We start from the raw sequence: 20,682 nt of genomic DNA, 5'->3' as shown, positions 1-20,682 counted from the left end.
GAAAAGGGAGACGGAAAGGAATGTCTCGATGATTTATCAGAGTCCTACTTGTTCAAATACCAAGCAGCGCCGTTGTCGTACAGAATGCCTTGAGCGTGATCGGCGCCAACAGCGGCCTCGATAAGCTCGATGTCATCGACGCCGAAGCGTTTGCTTGCGCGAGTCGACGGCAGATCCGAGCCGAAGATGAGCGCCTTGGGATTCTCTGCATACAGTTCGGCAACGAGCTTTGCCGCCTCTTCACGGGTGTAGTCGATACGGCCAAAGCCCGTTACTCGAACAGGAACACCGGCAGCGACAAATCGCTTCAAAACGTCGGCACCACCCTTTCGCATGCCGAGATGGTCGATTGAAACACCGGGCATGCGCAACACGAGCGCCACGAAATCGTCATCCATCTTGGACGCGTCAAGATACAGCTCGGTCTTCCAACCGCACAGCTCGCGCACGCGACGGCCCTGCTCCTCGATCTCCTCCAAGGTGGCGGAAAGACCGCGGAAGAGATTGAAGCGAATCGCGCGGATGCCAAGCTCGTCGAGCTTGAGAATCTCCTCGTCGGACGTCTCCGGATCAAGCTGCGTCACGCCGACGAAGCCCTCGCCGAGCTTGCTGAGCGCGCCGGCGAAGTAGCTCTGGTCGTAGCCCTGGAACGAACCGGACACCACGGCACCTCCGACGGCCTCGACGCCCATGCCGGCGAGTTCGGCGCGGTACTGCTCGACCGTGTAGTAGTCGGGCGTGAAGCCCTGGTTCACCACGAGGGGATATGCAGGATCGATGATGTGGAAGTGACTATCGAATACCTTGTACACGACTCCCCCAAACCTAGAAGATGAACATCAGGACGACCGAAGCGACGGCAGCGAAGACCATGCCAAGCGGCGTGCCCTTGAACAGGAGCTCGTTGTAGAACTTGTCCTGTTCCTCGCCCTCGAGGCCGCTGGCGCCGAGCTGGAGCGAGCCGCCCGTGGAGAACGGGGCGATCGAGGTGGACTGAGCGCCGATGATGATGGCGACGGCGAACAGCGAAGGGCTCATGCCGGTGGCGGCCACGAAACCCGGGATCATCGGGAACATGAGCGGTGCCACGACGCCGAGCGTCGAGCTGAAGATGGACATGATACCGGCGATTACGCAGACGGCAATGGGCACGATCGGCGTCGGGATCATGTTGATGAGGCTGGCGAGCATGTCGATGGTGCCAGCCTGGACGGCCACCTCGACGAGCATACCGACGCCACCGACCAGCCAGATGGTGTCCCACGGCACGCGCTGGAACACGGGCTTGGGGTCGTCCACGAGCTTGCACAGGTAGCCGACGATGGCCATGACCAGGGCGACCAAGGTAACATCCACGCGGCCGCACGCCTCGACGAACCAGGTGACATCGGAGAACACGTTGCTCAGGATGGGCGCACCCAGAACGATAAGCATCATGACGAAGATGAGCGCCAGGTTGAGCCTCTGCTTGCCGGTGAAGGGTTCGGGCTTCTCAATGCGAAGCTCGCTGTCCTTGCCGCGGTTGTTGCGCATGTCGATGAAGCACAGGATGCCGATGACGATAATGGGGTAGATGAACGACACGGCGAAGATGTTCGTCGTGATGGTACTCGCCTGATCGGCGACGCCCTCGACCTGGCTGAGCAGCGAATTGAACAGGACGCCGTGGGCGCTGACCATGAAGTTCGCCCCGGACAGAGCGCCGAGCGACACGGCCATGGCGGCATACAGGCGATTCATGTTGGAGTTGCGGCAGAGCACCATGCCGATGGCGCCCATGACGGCAACGGAGGTGAAGAACGCGGCGCCGAGACCGGAGACGAGCGCCGTCACGAAATACAAAACGAGCGGCAGGAACTGCTCGAGCTTGCGAAAGCGGTACAACAGCACGTTCGCGACCTTCTCCAGCGTGCCGTTGACCACGGCGAAGTTGAAGAAGAGCGAAATCGAGAAGATGACCATGAACAGGTCGGTCGGCCACGCACCGAGCAGGTCATCGACCGACATTCCGAGTACAAAACAGCCGATAATATAGGCAAACGCGCCTGCAATCAGACCGGTATTGATGTTAAATATCTCACCGAGGCCGATTGCCAAAACGATGGCTAGGATAACCAGCACAGATTCCATTGTTATCCCCTCATATAGTAATGGAAAGCTAACCTACGTCTATTTCGAGCGCAATCACCTCCCTGCGTATGCGGGCGGGGCACCGTGTGGAAACTTCCGTTCCGCTCGCATACCCTTTTGCTGAGCGACAGGCGACGGATCACGTGCGGCCGGGGCGGGGCATCGCCCCGGCCGTTTGCGACTGTTAGCGCTTATTGCGATTAAAGTTGATCAGGCAGCCATCGAGCACGATCTGGCGCTCGTTGTCGGTCATGGGCGCAACGTAGAGCGCCATGGTGCCGGCAACCTTGCCGTCGCGGATGACGTGACCGGTGAACTCGGTGGCACCGGAGGCGATGGCCTCGCGGACACCGGGGACGTAGACGAAGTCACCGACCTCGAAGGCGGGGTCGTCCTCAGACTGGAACGGAATCATGCCCCAGTTCATCACGTTGGAGCGGTAGCGCTTCGTGGCGTACTGCTTCGTGATGTTGGCAAGGCCGCCGAGCACGCGCTGGCAGCTCGCTGCCTGCTCGCGCGCGGAGCCGTCGCCCGGCTTGATAGCGTAGACCATGGAGCCGATCTCGACATTTTCCGCAGCGGCCTCGGGCGTGACGGTGCGGATGGCCGCGAACACGTCGGCGAGCTCCGCGGGCTCAGCGCCCTCGAGGCGCGCGGACTCGTAGGCGGCCGTCTTCTTGGCGTTGCCCACATAGGCCGGGTCGCGGCGCGACAGCGTGAACTCAGCGAGGCCGAGCGGGTTGGAGCGGAACGACGAGGTCTCGCCCGAGGGGATGAGCTCGTCGGTCGTGGTCACCGGGTCGAGGATCTTGGAGCAGACCTGCAGCAGGATGTTCTCGCCGAGCGGCTCCATCTCGGGCCAGTCCTTGATGTTCGGGCCGTAGACGAGCGGCTCCTCCTCCTTGGCGGCAGCGAAGCCGTTGAACACACGGTGCTCGTAGGATGACGGGTCGAAGTCGTGCTCGGGCACGTCGCCCCAGCAGTCGAGCGTCTCGGCAGACGTCAGCACGCCGCCGTTGGCCGCCGTGGCCGCGATGGAGCGGGCGTCCATGAGGGCGACCGCGCTCATCTGGCCGTTGCCGGGCTTGGAGCCCTCGCGGTTCGGGAAGTTGCGCGTGGTGTGGCGGATGGCCAGCGTGTTGTTGGCCGGCGTGTCGCCCGCGCCGAAGCAGGGGCCGCAGAACGCCGTGCGAATGATGGCGCCCGCCTGCATGAGGTCGTAGATGGCGCCCTTCTTGACGAGGTCGGCGAAGACCGGCTGCGAAGAGGGGTACACAGACAGCGCGAACTCACCAGCACCGCAGCTCTTGCCACGCAGCGCGTGGGCGGCCTCGATGACGTTCGTGTAGTTGCCGCCCGCGCAGCCGGCGATGGTGCCCTGCTGCACGTGCAGGCCAGCGGAGTCGACCTTGCCGAGCAAGTCGAGCGAGCCCGCGCGACCGGAGATCTCGTCGGCGTGCTTCTCGACATCCGCCAGGATGTCGGTGAGGTTGGCGTTGAGCTCGTCGATGGTGTAGACGTTGGAGGGATGGAACGGCAGGGCGATCATCGGGCGGATCTTGGAGAGGTCCACACGCACGCAGCCGTCGTAGTAGGCGACGTCCGCCGGGTCGAGCTGCTTGAAGTCGTCGGCACGACCGTGGTCGGCGAGGAACTTCTTCGTGTCCTCGTCGGTACGCCAGATGGAGGACAGGCAGGTGGTCTCGGTCGTCATGACGTCGACGCCGTTGCGGAAGTCGGTGGTCATGCTCGAGACGCCGGGGCCAACAAACTCCATGACCTTGTTCTTGACGTAGCCGCACTCGAAGACGGCGCCGATGATGGCGAGCGCGATGTCCTGCGGGCCGACGAACGGCGCGGGCGCACCCTCAAGGTAGATGGCGATGACCTCGGGCGTGGCCACGTCGTAGGTCTGGCCGAGCAGCTGCTTGACGAGCTCGCCGCCACCCTCGCCGATGGCCATGGTGCCGAGCGCGCCGTAGCGGGTGTGGGAGTCGGAGCCCAGGATCATCTTGCCGCCACCGGCCATCATCTCGCGCATGTACTGGTGGATGACGGCGATGTGCGGGGGCACGTAGATGCCGCCGTAGTGCTTGGCCGCGGACAGGCCAAAGAGGTGATCGTCCTCGTTGATGGTGCCGCCCACCGCGCACAGGGAGTTGTGGCAGGTGGTGAGCACGTAGGGGATCGGGAACTTCTCGAGACCCGAGGCTTTCGCGGTCTGGACGATGCCGACGTAGGTGATGTCGTGGCTCGTGAGCGCATCGAACTTCACCTTGAGGTTCTTCTCGTCACCCGAGGTGTTGTGGCCCTGCATGATGCCGTAGGCGATGGTGCCGCGGCGCGCCTCATCCGGCGTGACCTCACGGCCCATTGCGTTCTTGACGGCGCCTGTCTCTGCCTCGGGAACGACCATGCTCCCATCGACCAGATACACGCCGCCCTCATACAGCTTTACTGCTTCCATTTGCACGCTCCTCCTCGTACGTAAGGCGGTAGTTCCATGACCTGAGTATCTGGTCACAGCCTATATATAGCCAATATTTTGATATGATGATTGCTATAGTATAAAGCCTATACACCAAGGTAGCTTGCTATAACCAACTCACCTATAAGAGGTGTCTTTTACGTGTTCTGCCCCACGAAACCGTTTGCCCGCCTATTTTCACCGTTCACCGTCGTCCGAAAGGCCCGATCATGAATGAGCGCGAATTGACCTATGTCAGGACCATCGCCGAGGAGCACAGCATCTCCGCGGCGGCTCGCAAGCTCTTTATAGCCCAGCCATCACTCTCCCAATCGCTCCATCGCGTGGAGAGCTCCCTGGGAACGAAGCTGTTCTTTCGCACGAAAAGCGGGCTGCAGCCTACCGAAGCCGGTAAGAAATATCTGCAAATGGCAAATCAGGTGCTCAAGCTCTACGACGATTTGCGCAACGAGCTGAAAGACGCCGACGAGTTGAAAACGGGCACCGTCACATTCGGCATAACGCGCCTGCTGGGTCGTATGCTCCTGCCCAAGGTGCTTCCTGCGTTTTGCGCAGCCTACCCCAACATCAAGCTCAATATCGTCGAGGGCAACTCGAAGGAGCTCGACCGCGCCCTTACGGCATGCGAGATCGGATTCGCCGTCATGCACCGCCTGCCCGGAAACGTCAACAACCATATCGACTACAGCATCCTATGGGAGGATCCGTTCGTCGTGACCGTCGGCCCGAACAGCCCGCTGATCGACAAAGCTGTCGAGACCAACCTCCATCAGTATCCCTATATCGACATCCACGACCTTGCAGGCCAGCCGCTGTTGACGGTCCCCTACGGCCAGCGCATCCGTCAGGTCCTCGACCTCGTCTTCCTGCAAGCCCGTGTGCGACCGAACATCTTGCTGGAGACGCGCGACTACACGACGGCGCAGCGCATGGCTGCGCGCGGATTGGGATACACCATAGGGCCGCAAAGCTATACCCAGATCTCACGGGTCGACGAAGAGGCGCGGTTTCTCTCGCTCGACAGCTCCCTCAACGCCACATGGCACCTGTGCATCGCCACGTTCAGGAACGGATCGCTCTCCCGCGCCGACGAGGTCCTCGCCTCGCATTTCAAAGACGCCATCGAGCGAACCGTCGTCGCTTGACGCCCAGATGTCCACATGGCGGGGCGCGGTGCCCAGAAAAGGCATGGTGCCCGCTGCTGCCTGCGGGCACCACGTAGGAGGAAATGCTATGAGTACATGCCGGCCGATAGGACGAGATTGGGAAGTTAGAGTCCCTCGATGGTCTCGATGAGGTAGTCGGTGAAATCCGCCGAGGTGGGACCGTCACCGAATCCCATCACGACGCGCTGCTCGGTCGTGCAGCAGATATCGAGCGCGTCCTCCAGCAGCGCGCGGCGCTCGGGGAACCCGATGTGGCCCACGAGCAGGCCGGCTGCACGGATGACGCTGCAGGGGTTGGCCCAGTCGGCAAGACCTTGCTCCACGAGCGTCGGCGCTGTGCCGTGGATGGCCTCGAACAGCGCGTGCTGGCTGCCGAGGTTGGCCGACGCCGCGGAGCCCAGGCCGCCCTGATGCTCGGCGGCCACATCGGTCACGATATCGCCGTAGAGATTCGGCAGGACGATGACCTGGAAATCCTTGTTGAACTCTGGGTCCATGAGCTTGGCCGCCGTCGCGTCGACCAGACGGGTCTGCACGGTGATCTCGGGGTACTCGCGCTCAGCCACATCGCAGATGATCTTCTGGAAGTTGCCGTCGGCATGCTTCACGATGTTGGCCTTCGTGATGACCGTGACCGTGGACTTGCCGTTGTCGCGGGCGTAGTTGAGCGCCATACGGGCCAGGCGCTCGGTGCCGGGCAGCGTGCAGACCTTGAAATCGACGGCGAGGTCGTCGTTCACCTGGATGCCCTTGTCGCCCCAGATGTACTCGCCCTCGATGTTCTCGCGGAAAAACGTCCAGTCGATACCCTGATCCGGCATGCGGATGGGGCGCATGCCCACAAACAGGTCGAGGCCGCGGCGCAGCAGGCTGTTAGCGCTCACCATATTGGGCCACGGGTCGCCCGGGCGAGGCGTGGTCAGCGGCCCCTTGAGGAGCACGTCGCACTCAAGGGCGGCGTCGAGCACGTCTTGGGGCAGCGACTCGCCCAGCTCGGCACGGCGCTCGATGGTGAGGCCGTCGATGGGGCGGATCTCGACGCGGCCGGATGCGATCTGGTCGTCGAGCAGGCACTCGATCACGCGGACCGCCTGCTTGACGATGGTCGGACCGATGCCGTCGCCCGGCAGGATGCCGATGGTGATATGGTCGAGGTTCGCGTAGTTCTTGGGGGCGCCATCCTGGCGCACCCGCTCGATGCGCTCGAACTCGCCGGCGATAAGCTCGCCGAAACACTTGGTTGCGCGGTCGATGGCTTCCTGCTTTGCAGCGTCCATGATGCCTCCTTCGCCCGGGCCACTCTGGCCCGATATCTCGGTGATTCCATGATGAACCAGACGAAAGATGCAATCCAATTGAAAACCGTCATGCCCCCATGCCGCTTTAGCATGGGGGCATGACGCCCTGCGCGACATCATCTCGGATAATGGGCCGGGCGCGGTATGTCAACCCTGCGACCGCTCCCTTCAATTTGGTTGCGGAGCCAAACTCTGCTTGGAACCGTCGCGCGCCACCCCGATCAAACGGCCGACAGAACTTGCAGGTTGACCATTTGCCTCGGCCTCAAACCCTCTCCGGATGACAGAGCTTGCAGGATGACCGTTTGACAGGGGTCAATTTGGCAGAAACTTGCAGATTGCACATTTGCAGGGGGTTAAAATATCAGAAACTTGCAGATTGACCATTTGCTCGGATTTATCCGGACCAAATGTGCAATCTGCAAGTTTCTGTCACGTGGGCGGCCCCGGGCAGAAGCAAACGTGCGATCTGCAAGTTTCTATCGGGAGGGGGTCCACCGAGCCGGGGCAAATGGACAAACTGCAAGCTCTGTCAGGAGGAGGGCCTACCAAGCCGGAACAAATGTGCTATCTGCAAGATTCTTTCGCGGGAAGGGGGCGCCGGAGCAGACGAACGGTCTGTGCGCGTCGTCATCCGAGAAGCCGATGCGCAAGCACGGCAGCCTCACATGGCAGAAGAACCTGCCCTACTTGTCATCCTCGCGCCAACCGCGGCAGACGTCGACCCAGCCGGCGGCGTTCGTGGCGCGCTCGAGCTCGGGGATCGTCAGGCGCACGCCGCTGTGGTCGTTGCCGCAGGCGGGGTAGACCACCTCGAAGCGGCGCAGCGACTCGTCCAGGTACACGCGGGCCTCAGGGTTCGCGCCGAAGGGGCACACGCCGCCGGGCGCATGGCCCACGAGCCCCTCGACCACGTCGCCGGGAATCATCTTGGCCTTGGTGTGGAAGAACTGCTTGAACATGCTGTTGTTCACGCGGGCATCGCCAGCGCACAGCACGAGCACCGGCGCCTCGTCCACCAGAAACGCCATGGTCTTGGCGATGTGCGCCGGCTCGCAGCCGAGCGCGGCCGCGGCCTCCTCCACCGTCGAGCTCGGCGCCTCGGTCGCGATGACGCGGTCGCCGAGACCGATACTGTCCAGATATGCCTTCGCAACATCAAACGACATGTCGCAGTCCTCTCCCCTCGCCCGCCTGAACCGGGCGTCTTCTTACAGCAGAATCAGGCCAGCCGCCCACAGCACGACGGGGACGGCAAAGGTCCACGGGAAGTCGGCGCACACGGCGCCGAACTCGCGGATGATCGAGCGTGCCCAGGTGTCGCCTGCGGTCGTCGCGCCCATGACGTCGGCGTCCAAACCCATGCGACATGCAAGGTAGCCGCAGCGATACGCATGGAAATCGCTGGTCACCAGCGCCACGCGATACGACTCCGCCGTCGTCAGGCCGCCCATGACCTCACGTGAGAACGCGAGGTTCTCACGCGTCGTGGACGACCGGTCCTCCTCGACGAGCTGCTTTTTCGGCACGCCGCGATCGCGCAGGTAGTCGTGCATGACGCGGGCCTCGCTCAGCTCCTCGTCCGAACCCTGTCCGCCCGAAACGATGATCGTGCCCTTCTTGCCCTGGCGCTCCCACAGCGTGAAGGCGCAGTCGAGCCGGTCCATGAGCACGGGCGAGGGGCGCGTGCCCTCGATGGCCGCACCGTGCACGACAATGAACTTGTACGCGTTCTTGCGGTCGGGCGCGGCTCCGCGCGCGGCCACCCGATAGACGAACGATGCGAGCGCGACCATGGCGAGCGAGAACGACATCCACAGCCCGACCAGCGAGATGAGCCCGAGCAGGGCGCTCACCAGCTGGTTTCCAGCCCCCTCCACGACCATGGGAACCACGGTGAACAGCAGCGCGAGCACGACGGCGATGGCCAGAGGGATCGCCGACGCCGGGCGGACGCCCCCGTCGCGCGAGATCAGCAGCACGCCGTTCATGGCGAACAGCTCGACCGCGACCAGCACGAACACGATCATGAGCGAGCCGGAAGTCACCGTGAAGCCGTCGGGGGCCGCGCAGGTGGCGATCACAAGCCCCGTGAACAGCATCAACGCCGCAGGCACCGAAGCGCGACCGAACGCACGCGTCCCCATGCGGAACGTCACGACGAGCACCGCGAGCGCCACGACGGCGAGCACAAGGCCCATCAGATGCACATCCATGTTCTTTCGTCCTTTCGAGATGGTCCGCGCCCCTGCCGTCCCCTACAGCCCGCAACGCTCCAGGAAGGAGCACGCAAGACCGATCCAGGGACGCACGACGGCCTGCTCCTCGGCGTTATCGGCGCAGGTATTGATGTTCGCGACCGATAGGCCGTGCCCGCCCCGGTCGAAGACGTGCAGCTCATGGGCGACGCCGGCGCGCGCAAGCGCCGAGACGAGATCGTAGACCTGGATGATCGGGCAGGTACGGTCGTCGCTGGTCCCCCACACGAACGTCGGCGGCATATCGCGCGAGACATGCGTCGTGGGGCACACCTCCGCCATGCGCTCGTCGGTCGCCTCCCCGCCGATGACCATGGAGATGAAATCGTTGAGCAGATCGCGTCCCGTCTTGCCGCCCGTCTTGGGAACGCGCAGGTCGATGCGGGGATCGCGCGTGCGCTCATCGCGCATCACGCGCATGTCGAGCAGCGGATAGCCCAGCACGACCGCATCGGGGCGGATATGGTCGGGACGCTCGCCGGTAAGCGCGGCGAACGGGCCGGTCTTCCACTGGGCCGCCAGCGACGCGCAGATGAAGCCGCCTGCGGAGAAGCCGACGACGGCGACCTTCTCGGGGTTGACGTGCCATGCCTGCGCGTTGGCGCGCACGCGGGCGACCATCTTAGCAAGATCGGCCTCGGGGTTGGGGAACGACACGTTGCCCGTGGCGCTCGTCACGTAGTCGAGCACGAACGCCTGATAGCCCTGATTCAAGAACGCGAACGCGACCGGCTCCTGCTCATGGGCGGCGATGTTGGTGAAACCGCCTCCGCCGCAGATGACCACGGCCGGGCGGGGCGCATGCTCGCGCGCCGGAACCGGGTCCGCCAGATAGGCGGTAAACGTCGCCGGATGCTCGTCGGTCGGATCGTCTCCCCAAAGGGCATGCTGTTCGATAACCATGAAGGCCCTTTCCATTCATTCTCTTCTGCGCGCCGCGGGCGCGGCGCATGTCTGCTTATCTTAGGGCATTCCCGCGCCGTGCGCCTGGCTCGCGCACGGTCTCCGCACATGCTTGAGGATGCCGCAAGCCGCCCGCGCCCCCAAACATGTGCTCCGGGGTTGGACTTGGGTTCATGCCAAGCCATCCGGTGCGTATTTGGGTATGATGAGCTTGATAAGCTGCGAACCGCAGCTAGGGAGCACCGACCGATTGCCTTCGCGCCCGGCGCCCGTCACGGAGGGGCCGGGCGCGAACTGTTTTTGCCGAACGTGCGGCAAGATGGGAGACAAGATGCCTGAGAACGAATTCGATATGATCGGCAAGCTGGGATTCGGCCTCATGCGCCTGCCCAAACAGGGCGAGGACATCGATATCGAGCAGACCAAGCAGATGGTCGACATGTTCCTCGATGCCGGCTTCACCTATTTCGACACCGCCTGGGCGTACAAGGGCAGCGAGGACGCCATTCGCCAGGCGCTTGTCGAGCGGTATCCGCGCGAGCGCTACCGGCTCGCGACGAAATGCGCCGCGTGGATCGACTGCAAGACGCGCGACGACGCGATCGCGCAGTTCGAGACGTCCCTTGAGCGCACGGGGGCCGGCTACTTCGACTTCTATCTGCTCCACAACCTGGGCGAGCACCGCACGGCGCTCTTCGACGAGTTCGGTCTGTGGGACTGGATCTTGGAGCAGAAAGCCTCCGGGCGCATCAAGCACGCCGGCTTCAGCTTCCACTCCACGCCCGAGGAACTCGATGCGCTGCTCACCGCCCATCCTGAGATGGAGTTCGTCCAGCTGCAGATCAACTACGCCGACTGGGAGAACCCCTCCGTGCAGTCGCGCAGCTGCTACGAGGTGGCGCGCGCCCACAACATGCCGATCGTGATCATGGAGCCCGTCAAGGGCGGCATGCTCGCCGACCCGCCCGAGAGCGTCGCGCGCGTGCTGCACGATGCGGAGCCCGAATCCTCTGCCGCGAGCTGGGCGGTCCGCTTCGCCGCGAGCCTGCCGGGCGTCATCACCGTGCTGTCGGGCATGAGCAGCGTCGAGCAGATGGCGGACAACCTTTCGTATATGAAGGGCTTCACGGGCCTGTCCGACGCCGAGCGTGCCACGCTCGACAAGGCGCGCGCCGAGCTCGCCCGCATCCCGCTCATCCCCTGCACCGCCTGCAACTACTGCGCCAAGGTGTGCCCCATGGGCGTCGGCATATCGGGGACATTCATGGCCATGAACATGCTGACCCTGTACGGCGACCTCAAGAAGGCACAGGACGAGGAGGCATGGCTCGTCGGCAAGCACGGGCACAAGCGGGCGACCTCGTGCATCGCGTGCGGAGCGTGCGAGCAGGCATGCCCGCAGCACATCAAGATTCCCGACGAGCTCGCACGCTGCGTCGAGACGCTGGGGATCGCCGAATAGCCCATGACCTGAAATTCTAGGGACTGTCCCTAGAATATCAGGGCTCTAGGGGCGCGTCAGCGCACGGATGCACGTCGAGCTCGTCGCCAGGTAATAGGCGATAAGGATCGCCAGCGTGAGCCCGACCGTCGCTGCCGCGAACAGCACGAAGCCCTCCGACGCGAACATGATCGACAAAACGAAGATCAACGCGAACCCAAAGAGGCAGTGCAGGCACGCCATGACGGCGGGAATGGCGAAGCTCACCCCCACCTGCGCGCGCACGGAAGATCGCACCAGGGCGGCATCGGCCCCCAGGCGGTCGAGCGTGCGGTAGGCGACGTCCGCGTCGGCCGCCTGCGAGAGCTGCTGCAAGGCGAGCACCGCGGCGGCGGCGACCATGAACGCCGCGCCGTAGAACACGCAGGCGTAGGCGAGCGGGGCGAGCGCCCAAGCGCTCTCGAACAGGTCTCCCGAGCGCAGGCCCACGCTGAACACCAAGCCGGCCACGATCATGCACATCCCCGCGGCCATCAGCACGCACACCGCGGCCAGCGCCGTGCAGCCGCTCTCGATGCGCGCCTCGACCTGTCGCACGGTAAACGGCACGAGCCCCGAGTAGTACCGCTCGGAACGCGCGCGCAGGCGCTCGGGCACGCGCGCCGCGAGCACGCGGAAGGCGAAGTAGGTGCCGCCCAGCGCGATGAACCCCATGGGGATGATGAACACGATGAAGTAGCCGGGGGCGAGCAGGCACACGCCCCATACGAGCGCCAGCAGCGCGATCGCGAGCAGCCGCTGCACGCCCACGGCGACCCGCCCCGAGGCGACGCGGCGCTCAGGCGCGCGATCGGTGCGCATGAGCTCGATCAGCGAGCACCTGTCCACGCTGCGCACCGCGCGCAGGGCGGCGACGACCGTGATGGCCGCGAATGCGAGGGCGGTCTGCGCTGCCGCCGCGAACGAGACCGTCACCACCGGCGTCCAGGGAACGCCGAACACGAACGCCGCCACCAGGCCGAACAGGGGCGAGAGCGCCACGCCGAGCGCCATGCCCGCGATAAGCGACACGATGCCCACCGAGGCGCTCTCGAGCGCCAGCACGCACGAGACCCGAGCGTGCCCCATGCCCAGCAGCTCGTACAGGCCGAACTCGCGCTTGCGGCGGCGCACCAAAAACACGTTGGCATATCCGATGAGAAACGCGAAGATCACGGCCACGAACACCGCGAACGCGACAAGCACCTCGCCGGACTTGGCGTAATAGAGCCGCTGCTCGGCCGTGAGGTCGAGCGCGAGCAGATAGTCGGTCGATGCCAGAAACGAGTACAGCAGGCAGACGGCGAAGGCGAGGGTCATGAAGTAGACCGAGAAATCGCGCGCGCTGCGCCGCACGTTGCCGAGGGCAAGCTTGATGAGCATGGGATCCTCCACGGTCGGGGACAGGACGACCTCTATGGTTCCACGTCGCGCGCGCCGATGTCTTACGGGCGGCTTACGGTTGGACGCTTGGGGCTAACGCTTTTGTAAGGTGGGGCTTCTCGGATCGTCTGCCCCCCGGCAGCCGGGCCCGTCCCAAAAAGTCCCACCTGGCGTTTCCGGCCCGACGGTGCCATCATGGGGGCATCTGGTCGCTCGAAACCGGGAGGAACCATGCAATCCGCAGAGGCACCGCAGAGCTCCACAGGCGCGCCCGCCCTGCTGGCGCGCGGCATAGCCTTTGGCTACGGCCGCGCAAATATCTGGGAAGACGTCGATTTCCAGCTCGAACCGGGTTCGCTCACCCTGCTCGTCGGGCCCAACGGAGCCGGCAAATCCACCCTGCTGCGCTGCCTCGCCGGCTGGGAGCGCCTGCGCGCGGGCGCCATCACGATCTGCGGCGCTCCGCTCGAAAGCGCGACGGCAGCCGAACGCGCCCGCATGGCGTTCGTCAACGACGTGCCCGCTTTCTACGACGACATCACGGCATCCGAGCACCTCGAGCTGCTCGGCCGCGCAAACCGGTGGAGCGACAGCCGCTGGGACGAGGCCGACCGCCTGCTGGAGCGATTCGGCATCGCGCGGTTCTGCGATCAGTATCCGCAGAGCTTCTCGCGCGGCATGCGCGAGAAGCTCGCCTGCACCCTCGCGCTCGCCTGCCGGCCCGACCTCCTGCTGCTCGACGAGCCCACCGGCCCGCTCGACCCCGCATCGGCAGACATCCTGGAGCAAGAGCTGGGCCGCGCCGCCGACCGCGGGTGCGCCGTCCTGCTGAGCTGCCATCACCGGCTCGAGCGGCTCAAGCCCGACCGCGTGCTCGTCTTGCGTGACGGAACGCTCGAGACGCGCGACGGCGCCGTCGCGGAGCAGCCCGACTTCTGGAAAAGCGTGTAGGCGCCGCCATGTTGCACGATCTCGCCTCCCTCCTGTGGCTCCAGGCGCGCCACCTGCGCTCCGAGCTCAACTTCTACCTGTGGGCAGCCGGTGCCGACCTGGACGACGCGCGCGACCTCACCGACCGCATCTACCTGCTGTATCTTGCCCTGATCGTAGGAGGCAACGTCGTCGCGTGCTGGATATGGCTGCTCGGCATGGTCGAGGGCGCCGCCGGAGACTTCGCCGCATACACCGCGGCATTTCCGTCTGGGCTATCCCAGCTCGCCGCCCTCGTGCTGGCGGCGCCGATCGCCTGCGGCGTCCTGTGGTCGGTGCGCAGCGCATGGCGCTCGCCGTGGACGCCCAGCGCGCCCGATATCATCTGGCTTGCGCAGACCGGCATCGGCACCGGACCGTGGGCGCTGACCGAACTCCTCCCGCGGGCGATCGTCGCGGGCGTCATCGGCGGGGTGCCGGGATACCTCTTTGCCGCATTCTTCCAGGTGGCTTGCGGCACCGCTCGCAGCGAGGTCCCGAGCTGCCTTGCGTTTGCCGTCACCGTGGCGCTCGCGATCAGCGCGGCGCGCGCGATGTCCTGGGCCATCGGCATGGTGCGGATGCGCGCAGGCAGCCGCCACCGGCTACCCCTTTCCATCGCGACGATCGCCGCCGGCGTATGCGCTCTCGGCGCCGCCGTGCTCAACATGCCGATGCTCGCTCGCGCCGCCGACACCATGCTGCTCCATGCGCCCGGCAACCCCTTTGCGCCCATCATCGCCTGTGCCATCATCGCCCTCGCCGCCATCGGGCTCGCCGTCGCGCTCGCCGCGCGCCTGCCCCGTGCTGCGCTCACGCGCGAGGCCGGCGTGGACGTCGACCTGTACGCCGTGCGGCGCATGGCCGTATACAACCCATCGCTCTACCGAGACCTGGTGCGCCGGAGCCGTCAGGCGCGGCGCACGCCGATCGGCCGCATGCCCGCCGGCACGGGCAACCGCGCGATCCTGGCGCGCGCACTCATCTCGACGCTGCGCCGATACGACACGTGGCTGCGCATCATCGGCGTCGGGGCCGTCCTCTCCCCTGCCGGCGTCGCCCTGCTCGGCGGGTCGCTCGCGCCGACCGCGGCGGCGCTGGGCCTGATGGGCGGAGAGGCGGGCGGCCGCGTGCTCGGAGCCGCGATGTGGATCATGTTCGCCCTGCGCAGCGCCGAGCTGCCCCGCGCCGTGTCCCGTGTGTTCCTGGATGACGAGCGCAACCGCTTCATGCGCGACCACCTGCCCGTAAGCAGCCCCGTTCTGCTCGCGCTCGACGCAGCCCCGGCGTTCATCCTCTGCGCGCTGGCCTCGTGCATCGTGGCGGCATTCGGCGGATACGCCGGCATGCCGGCCTTCCCGTCGCTCGTCTGCATGCTGGCGCTCGATATCATGTTTGCCCTCTGCAGCGCCCTCGACGCCGCCGATGCGCGGCCGAGGCGTCTGCACCTCAGCTGCGAGGCGGCGATAGCCGTCTGCGGCATCGTCCTCGCCGTCCTGTCCGCCTGCGTGCCCGTAGGCATGCTCCCCTTTGCATTCATGGGGTGCGCGGCCGTGACCGCCCTCGTGGTTTCGCGGCTCATCGGCCAAGCCTGAAATTCTAGGGACTGTCCCTAGAATTTCAGGGCTAGAGGAAGTCGTAGGGCATACGGCGAGCGACGAGGTAGAACAGGGCGAGCGCAAACCACGCGAACGGGATGAAGAGGTACGCGGCGCCCAGCACGACGAGGCGCGCCAGGTAAAACGCCACGCGCCGCACGCCGGTGCGCTCGCGGGTCTCGCAGCTCATGCGCACGAAGCCGCCGCCCGGCGTGGAGCCCGCGTGCATCCAGGGCAGCACGCCCTCCACCAGCACAAACAGAAGCGCCATCACGACGAGCATCCACGGCGTGCCCGCCAGGTCGCGGGCGATGCCCTCGGGCAGGTTCCATAACATGATGGACACCGCGCCGCTCACCACAAGCGACAGCAGCCCGATGATCAGCGTATCGAGCCAGAACGCCACGCAGCGACGGATGAAGCCCGGCGCATGGGTGACCTCGCCCTCCTCGGCAAGCGCCCCGGGAGGCAGCACGCGGGCGAGGGCCGCGGCGCACAGCCAACCCAGCGCCGCCCCGCTCGTGTTGTAGATGAGGTCGTCGACGTCCGCCGTGCGATAGGCATACGGATAGACGCCGAACAATCCGGTGCCCTGCGCCGCCTCGATCAGCAACGATGCGGCAAAACCCAAGACGATCGACGGCACGAAGCGCAGACGGAGCAGACGCCCCGCAATAAAGCCCAAAGGGACGAAGAACACGACGTTGAAGGCGATCTGCGGCAGGACGGACAGGCCCTCGCGCGCAAAGTCGCTGATCGGCGCCAAGGGATTGAGCTGCCAGGGCACGCCGTAGGTGATGCCCGGCCCAGACGTACCGTCGGGCAGCGGATAGAGCGTGAAGCATCCCAGGCCAAGCACATAAAGCACCGCAAGGTACGTCGAGACGACCGATGCGAACTTGAGACGACCGTCGCGATGGTAGAGATACGCCAGGATCGGAAGCGTCAGCGCAAACGAAGCCGCAGGCCACAAGGTGAGCGCGAGCAGGAAATTGTCGCTGTATCCCGATAAGAACCGTTTGATGAGGGCCATCGATGCCGCCTTCTGCCGAATTGCCTGCAACAGGTGCGAAATCGCACATATATATGTTCCTGCAGGCGGCAGGTCGGCCGCCATCGATTTGCCTTACGGTTGCATGACGGTTTGGTAAGGTTGCACGGCCGGCCAGCCGATGCGCGGCGCGAGGGACCAAGCGAGCGCAGGTCGACAGCCTAGCTGCCACGCCCGTCATCTCTTCCAGTCGATGTCCCCGAAGTGGCTAAAAAGTTCTGATTTGCTGTTGGGGGAACCGTGAAAACGGGCCCAGATCCCACCGCTGGTGCCGCATGGCCCCTCAAAAGCCTCGATTTGGAACGATCGGGCCTTCGAATCCGGGGTTTTAAACGGTCAATATAGACAGAACAGCCAACACGACCGCTCTTACCCGAACCGGTCTACAGCAAAATAGAAATTTCTAGCCAGCAATCCAGATCGCTGGTTCACGATGAGGCGCCACGGCGGAGCACCCCATCATGTTCGGAAATCTGCAGGCCGGAGCCCCCGACCTCAGCCCGTGGCGCGCCAGCGGTTGAGCGCGGCGAACAGCTCCTGCGGGCGCGGAAGCGCCAAGCCGCACGACGCATCGCCGTGCTCGGACCAGGCGCTCCAACCGCGCTCGTCGATCATGGCGTAGAGCGTGGCCACGATATCGCCCGCCGTGTGCGCGCCATCGAGCAGGCCGCGCGCCGCCGCGCAGCGGACGCATTGCGCCAGCGCGGACGTCTGCTCCTCGTCGACCAGCTGCTCGACAAGGCGCACGTCCACCGAGCCGCCGCCCACCGAGAACTCGTCCAGACCGCGGACGCGCACCTTGATCCTCGCATCCGAACCGCGACGGCCTCCGCGCACCTGCGGCTTGATGCCAAAGATGCGCACGCGCCGCTCCCGTTGCGGCAGGGCGAACCCTACAGCACGCGGGGTCTGGGGCGCCTGCAGGTCCGCGCACACCCGACGGACGCGCTCGGTGATATCGTGCGCTTCGTAGCGGTCCATCTGAATCACGGCATCGGCGACCGAGAAAAACGCTCCCGAGCTTCCCGCCACGATCACGCAGCTCACGCCCGCTTGCTCCCAGAGGTCGCGCACGCGCTCCACGAACGGCGTGATGGGCTCGTGCTCGCCGCTCACGACCGCCTCCATGAGGGCGTCGCGCACCATGAAGTTCGTCGCCGACGTGTCCTCGTCCACCAGCAGCGCCCGCGCGCCCGCCTCGAGCGCCTCGATGACGCCCGCCGCCTGCGAGGTGCTTCCGCTAGCGTCCTCAGTCGAGAACCGATGCGTGTCGCGCCCATCGGGCAGGTCGCCGATGAAAAGCGAGATGTCGGCATCGTGCACGGGACGACCGTCCTCGGCGCGCAGCTTGACCGCCGTGGCATCGGTGATCACGAGCTCGCGGCCATCGCCCGCGACATGGTTGTACACGCCGTCCTGCAGCGCGCGGAGCAGCGTCGACTTGCCATGGTAGCCGCCTCCCACGATCAACGTGATGCCGCGCGCGATCCCCATGCCGGACGTGGGACCGCGATGGGGCAGATCGATCGTCACGCGCATCGATGCCGGCGAGGCAAATGGGCGCGCGCCCTTCAGCGGCTTTGCCGACACGCCCGTCGCGCGCGGCAGCACCGACCCGTCCGCCACGAACGCCACCAGGCCCAGGCGCCCGAGCTCGTCGCGAACGGCCTGCTGGTCATCAGCCAGATCGACCGCACGCTGCGCCACGGCAAGCGCCCGGTCATCGCACACAAGCGCCTCGTCGACGCAGCGCGGCACCAGGTCGAGCAGCATCCGCTCGCATGCGCGCGCATCGACCGTGCGCCCGTGAGCAGGAAGGCCCGCCTCAAAGCGCAGCGTGATCAAGCCGTCGCGGGAGACCTCGCACGCAGAGCGCGCCAGCACCTCCGGTCCGGGACGACTTGTGGCGAGAAGACCGCTTTTGCCCGAACCGCCGACCTTGAAGCTCACGCGCGACGCGGCCTGGGCGAACCGACGAATCAAGACGTCTTCGAGCGCAACCTTGCGGTGGGGCGCATCGAACAGCGGCCGGGGAAACCCCGCGGTCCGCGCCGGCACGACAACGCTCAGCTGGGACGGGGCCGCAAAGGGATCTCCCTGCACATGGTCGATCGACAGCGTGAAGCCGCCCATGTCGTAGCTTCCGCGCAGGCTCTTGTAGGCCGGATACCCTCGGCGCTCGATCGATGCCAGTTGGCGCGCCAGATCGCGATCTGTCTTCATAAGGAGACTCCCGTCGTTGTGCTCTCGTGCCTCGGATTGTAATCAATCCGCGCAGAACCGAGCGGCGGCACATCCGACGCACCGAAAAACCCGCCGCCCGCAACGCGGGAGCGGAGCCGACGACGCAGCCGGCCACCTCTTCCCCATATTGGCAATGACCAACATGCACCCGTCCCCCGTTTGCCTGCTATGATGGTCGATGGTCTGTAATTCGCTTTAACCCAAGAACAGGGGCATCTATGAACCGCACCAAGATCGCTCAGCTCTACGCCGATGCCGAGTCGCTCGGCGGGAGCCGGGTCACGGTCGCCGGATGGGTCAAATCCGTCCGCGACATGAAGAACTTCGGCTTCGTCACCCTGAACGATGGCAGCTGCTTCCGCGACCTGCAGGTCGTCATGAACCGCGAGGACCTCGCCAACTACGACGAGATCTCCCACCAGAACGTGTCGGCCGCGCTCGTGTGCACGGGCACCGTCAAGCTGACGCCCGACGCGCCGCAGCCCTTCGAGCTGACCGCCGAGAGCATCGAGGTCGAAGGAACCTCCACCCCCGATTACCCGCTGCAGAAGAAGCGCGCCACGGTCGAGTTCCTGCGCACGCAGCAGCATCTGCGCCCGCGCACGAACCTGTTCCGCGCCGTGTTCCGCATCCGCTCCGTGGCCGCCGCGTCCATCCACAAGTTCTTCCAGGACCGCGGCTTCGTGTACGTGAACACGCCGATCATCACCACGAGCGACTGCGAGGGCGCCGGCGAGATGTTCCGCGTCACCACGTTCGACCCCGCGCACGCGCCGCTGCTCGATGACGGCACGGTCGACTGGAGCCAGGATTTCTTCGGCAAGGCGGCATCGCTCACCGTATCCGGCCAGCTCAACGCCGAGAACTTCGCCATGGCCTTCGGCGATGTGTACACGTTCGGCCCGACGTTCCGCGCGGAGAACTCCAACACGACGCGCCACGCTGCCGAGTTCTGGATGATCGAGCCCGAGATCGCGTTCGCCGACCTCAACGACGACATGGACCTCGCCGAGGACATGCTCAAGTTCATCATCACCTACGTCATGGAGAAGTGCCCCGACGAGCTCAACATGCTCAACAAGTTCGTGGACAAGGGCCTGATCGAGCGCCTGACGCACGTGGCCACCTCCGACTTCGCGCGCGTGACCTACACCGAGGCCATCGAGATCCTGGAGCGCGCCGTCGCCGCCGGCCACACGTTCGAGTATCCCGTGAGCTGGGGCATCGACCTGCAGACCGAGCACGAGCGCTTCCTCACCGAGGAGCACTTCAAGTGCCCGACGTTCGTCACCGACTACCCCGCCGAGATCAAGGCGTTCTACATGCGCATGAACGACGACGGCAAGACCGTCGCCGCAGCCGACTGCCTCGTGCCCGGAATCGGCGAGATCATCGGCGGCTCCCAGCGCGAAGAGCGCCTCGACGTGCTCGAGCGCCGCATCGCCGAGCTCGGCATGGACGAGGGCCAGTACAAGTACTACCTCGACCTGCGCCGCTTCGGAAGCTGCAAGCACGCCGGCTTCGGCCTCGGCTTCGAGCGCATGGTCATGTATCTGACCGGCGTCGGCAACATCCGCGACGTCATCCCGCACCCGCGCACCGTGGGCAACGCGGAGTTCTAATCTTCAAAACACGTTGCGACCGCTCAGCCCCCAGCGAACGTTCAGTCCGCTGGGGGCTGCTTTTGTATCGTTCGCCGATATATATTTTGCTT

15 protein-coding genes are annotated in these 20,682 nt (G+C 65.2%); 5 read left to right on the top strand and 10 right to left on the bottom strand.

The features are described 5' to 3' along the window. Window positions 1-44: 44 nt before the first annotated feature. From QVN30_RS00280 to QVN30_RS00270, 3 genes are all read right to left on the bottom strand, one after another. On the bottom strand, window positions 45-812 hold the full coding sequence (locus tag QVN30_RS00280; protein ID WP_289834983.1) for an amidohydrolase family protein: 768 nt from the start codon (window positions 810-812) through the stop codon (window positions 45-47). A gap of 13 nt (window positions 813-825) precedes the next feature. Then, window positions 826-2,130, bottom strand: coding sequence for an SLC13 family permease (locus QVN30_RS00275; protein ID WP_204540418.1), 1,305 nt, complete (start codon window positions 2,128-2,130; stop codon window positions 826-828). Window positions 2,131-2,314: 184 nt separating this feature from the next. Next, entirely contained in the window at window positions 2,315-4,597 is a 2,283-nt protein-coding gene (locus QVN30_RS00270) for a hydratase (protein ID WP_289834982.1), read from the bottom strand. Between the two features lie 230 nt (window positions 4,598-4,827). Between QVN30_RS00270 and QVN30_RS00265 the strand changes: the two genes are divergently transcribed. Beyond that, window positions 4,828-5,763, top strand: coding sequence for a LysR family transcriptional regulator (locus QVN30_RS00265; protein ID WP_204587111.1), 936 nt, complete (start codon window positions 4,828-4,830; stop codon window positions 5,761-5,763). 125 nt (window positions 5,764-5,888) lie between these two features. Here QVN30_RS00265 and QVN30_RS00260 read toward each other — a convergent pair whose 3' ends face one another. The 4 genes from QVN30_RS00260 to QVN30_RS00245 all read right to left on the bottom strand — a co-directional run bounded on the left by QVN30_RS00260 (window position 5,889) and on the right by QVN30_RS00245 (window position 10,243). Next, window positions 5,889-7,061: an isocitrate/isopropylmalate family dehydrogenase gene (locus QVN30_RS00260; protein ID WP_289834981.1), complete on the bottom strand. Its 1,173-nt coding sequence runs from the start codon at window positions 7,059-7,061 to the stop codon at window positions 5,889-5,891. A gap of 707 nt (window positions 7,062-7,768) precedes the next feature. Beyond that, complete coding sequence (locus tag QVN30_RS00255; protein ID WP_204540427.1) at window positions 7,769-8,251, bottom strand: YbaK/EbsC family protein; 483 nt, start codon at window positions 8,249-8,251, stop codon at window positions 7,769-7,771. Window positions 8,252-8,293: 42 nt separating this feature from the next. Beyond that, on the bottom strand, window positions 8,294-9,298 hold the full coding sequence (locus QVN30_RS00250) for a YdcF family protein (RefSeq protein ID WP_289834980.1): 1,005 nt from the start codon (window positions 9,296-9,298) through the stop codon (window positions 8,294-8,296). Window positions 9,299-9,340: 42 nt separating this feature from the next. Then, window positions 9,341-10,243 (bottom strand): alpha/beta hydrolase, encoded by a 903-nt coding sequence (locus QVN30_RS00245; RefSeq protein ID WP_289834979.1) that lies wholly within the window; start codon window positions 10,241-10,243, stop codon window positions 9,341-9,343. Between the two features lie 331 nt (window positions 10,244-10,574). Between QVN30_RS00245 and QVN30_RS00240 the strand changes: the two genes are divergently transcribed. Then, window positions 10,575-11,705: an aldo/keto reductase gene (locus tag QVN30_RS00240; RefSeq protein ID WP_289834978.1), complete on the top strand. Its 1,131-nt coding sequence runs from the start codon at window positions 10,575-10,577 to the stop codon at window positions 11,703-11,705. A gap of 45 nt (window positions 11,706-11,750) precedes the next feature. Here QVN30_RS00240 and QVN30_RS00235 read toward each other — a convergent pair whose 3' ends face one another. Next, window positions 11,751-13,106 (bottom strand): FtsX-like permease family protein, encoded by a 1,356-nt coding sequence (locus tag QVN30_RS00235; RefSeq protein ID WP_289834976.1) that lies wholly within the window; start codon window positions 13,104-13,106, stop codon window positions 11,751-11,753. Window positions 13,107-13,337: 231 nt separating this feature from the next. On the opposite strand from QVN30_RS00235, the gene QVN30_RS00230 reads away from it, so the two are divergent. Continuing rightward, on the top strand, window positions 13,338-14,057 hold the full coding sequence (locus QVN30_RS00230; protein WP_204563834.1) for an ATP-binding cassette domain-containing protein: 720 nt from the start codon (window positions 13,338-13,340) through the stop codon (window positions 14,055-14,057). 8 nt (window positions 14,058-14,065) lie between these two features. Next, complete coding sequence (locus QVN30_RS00225; protein WP_289834975.1) at window positions 14,066-15,670, top strand: hypothetical protein; 1,605 nt, start codon at window positions 14,066-14,068, stop codon at window positions 15,668-15,670. Between the two features lie 31 nt (window positions 15,671-15,701). Here QVN30_RS00225 and QVN30_RS00220 read toward each other — a convergent pair whose 3' ends face one another. After that, entirely contained in the window at window positions 15,702-16,706 is a 1,005-nt protein-coding gene (locus tag QVN30_RS00220) for a VanZ family protein (RefSeq protein WP_289834974.1), read from the bottom strand. Window positions 16,707-17,219: 513 nt separating this feature from the next. Further along, window positions 17,220-18,947: an ABC-ATPase domain-containing protein gene (locus tag QVN30_RS00215; RefSeq protein WP_289834973.1), complete on the bottom strand. Its 1,728-nt coding sequence runs from the start codon at window positions 18,945-18,947 to the stop codon at window positions 17,220-17,222. Between the two features lie 239 nt (window positions 18,948-19,186). Between QVN30_RS00215 and asnS the strand changes: the two genes are divergently transcribed. Further along, on the top strand, window positions 19,187-20,590 hold the full coding sequence (gene asnS, locus QVN30_RS00210) for an asparagine--tRNA ligase (RefSeq protein WP_066829650.1): 1,404 nt from the start codon (window positions 19,187-19,189) through the stop codon (window positions 20,588-20,590). Window positions 20,591-20,682: the final 92 nt, after the last annotated feature.

Source organism: Collinsella ihumii, from assembly GCF_030385545.1.
Lineage (GTDB): Bacteria > Actinomycetota > Coriobacteriia > Coriobacteriales > Coriobacteriaceae > Collinsella > Collinsella ihumii.
Note: the sequence above shows the minus strand (reverse complement) of the source record. Positions and strands in the feature narration are given on the sequence as shown.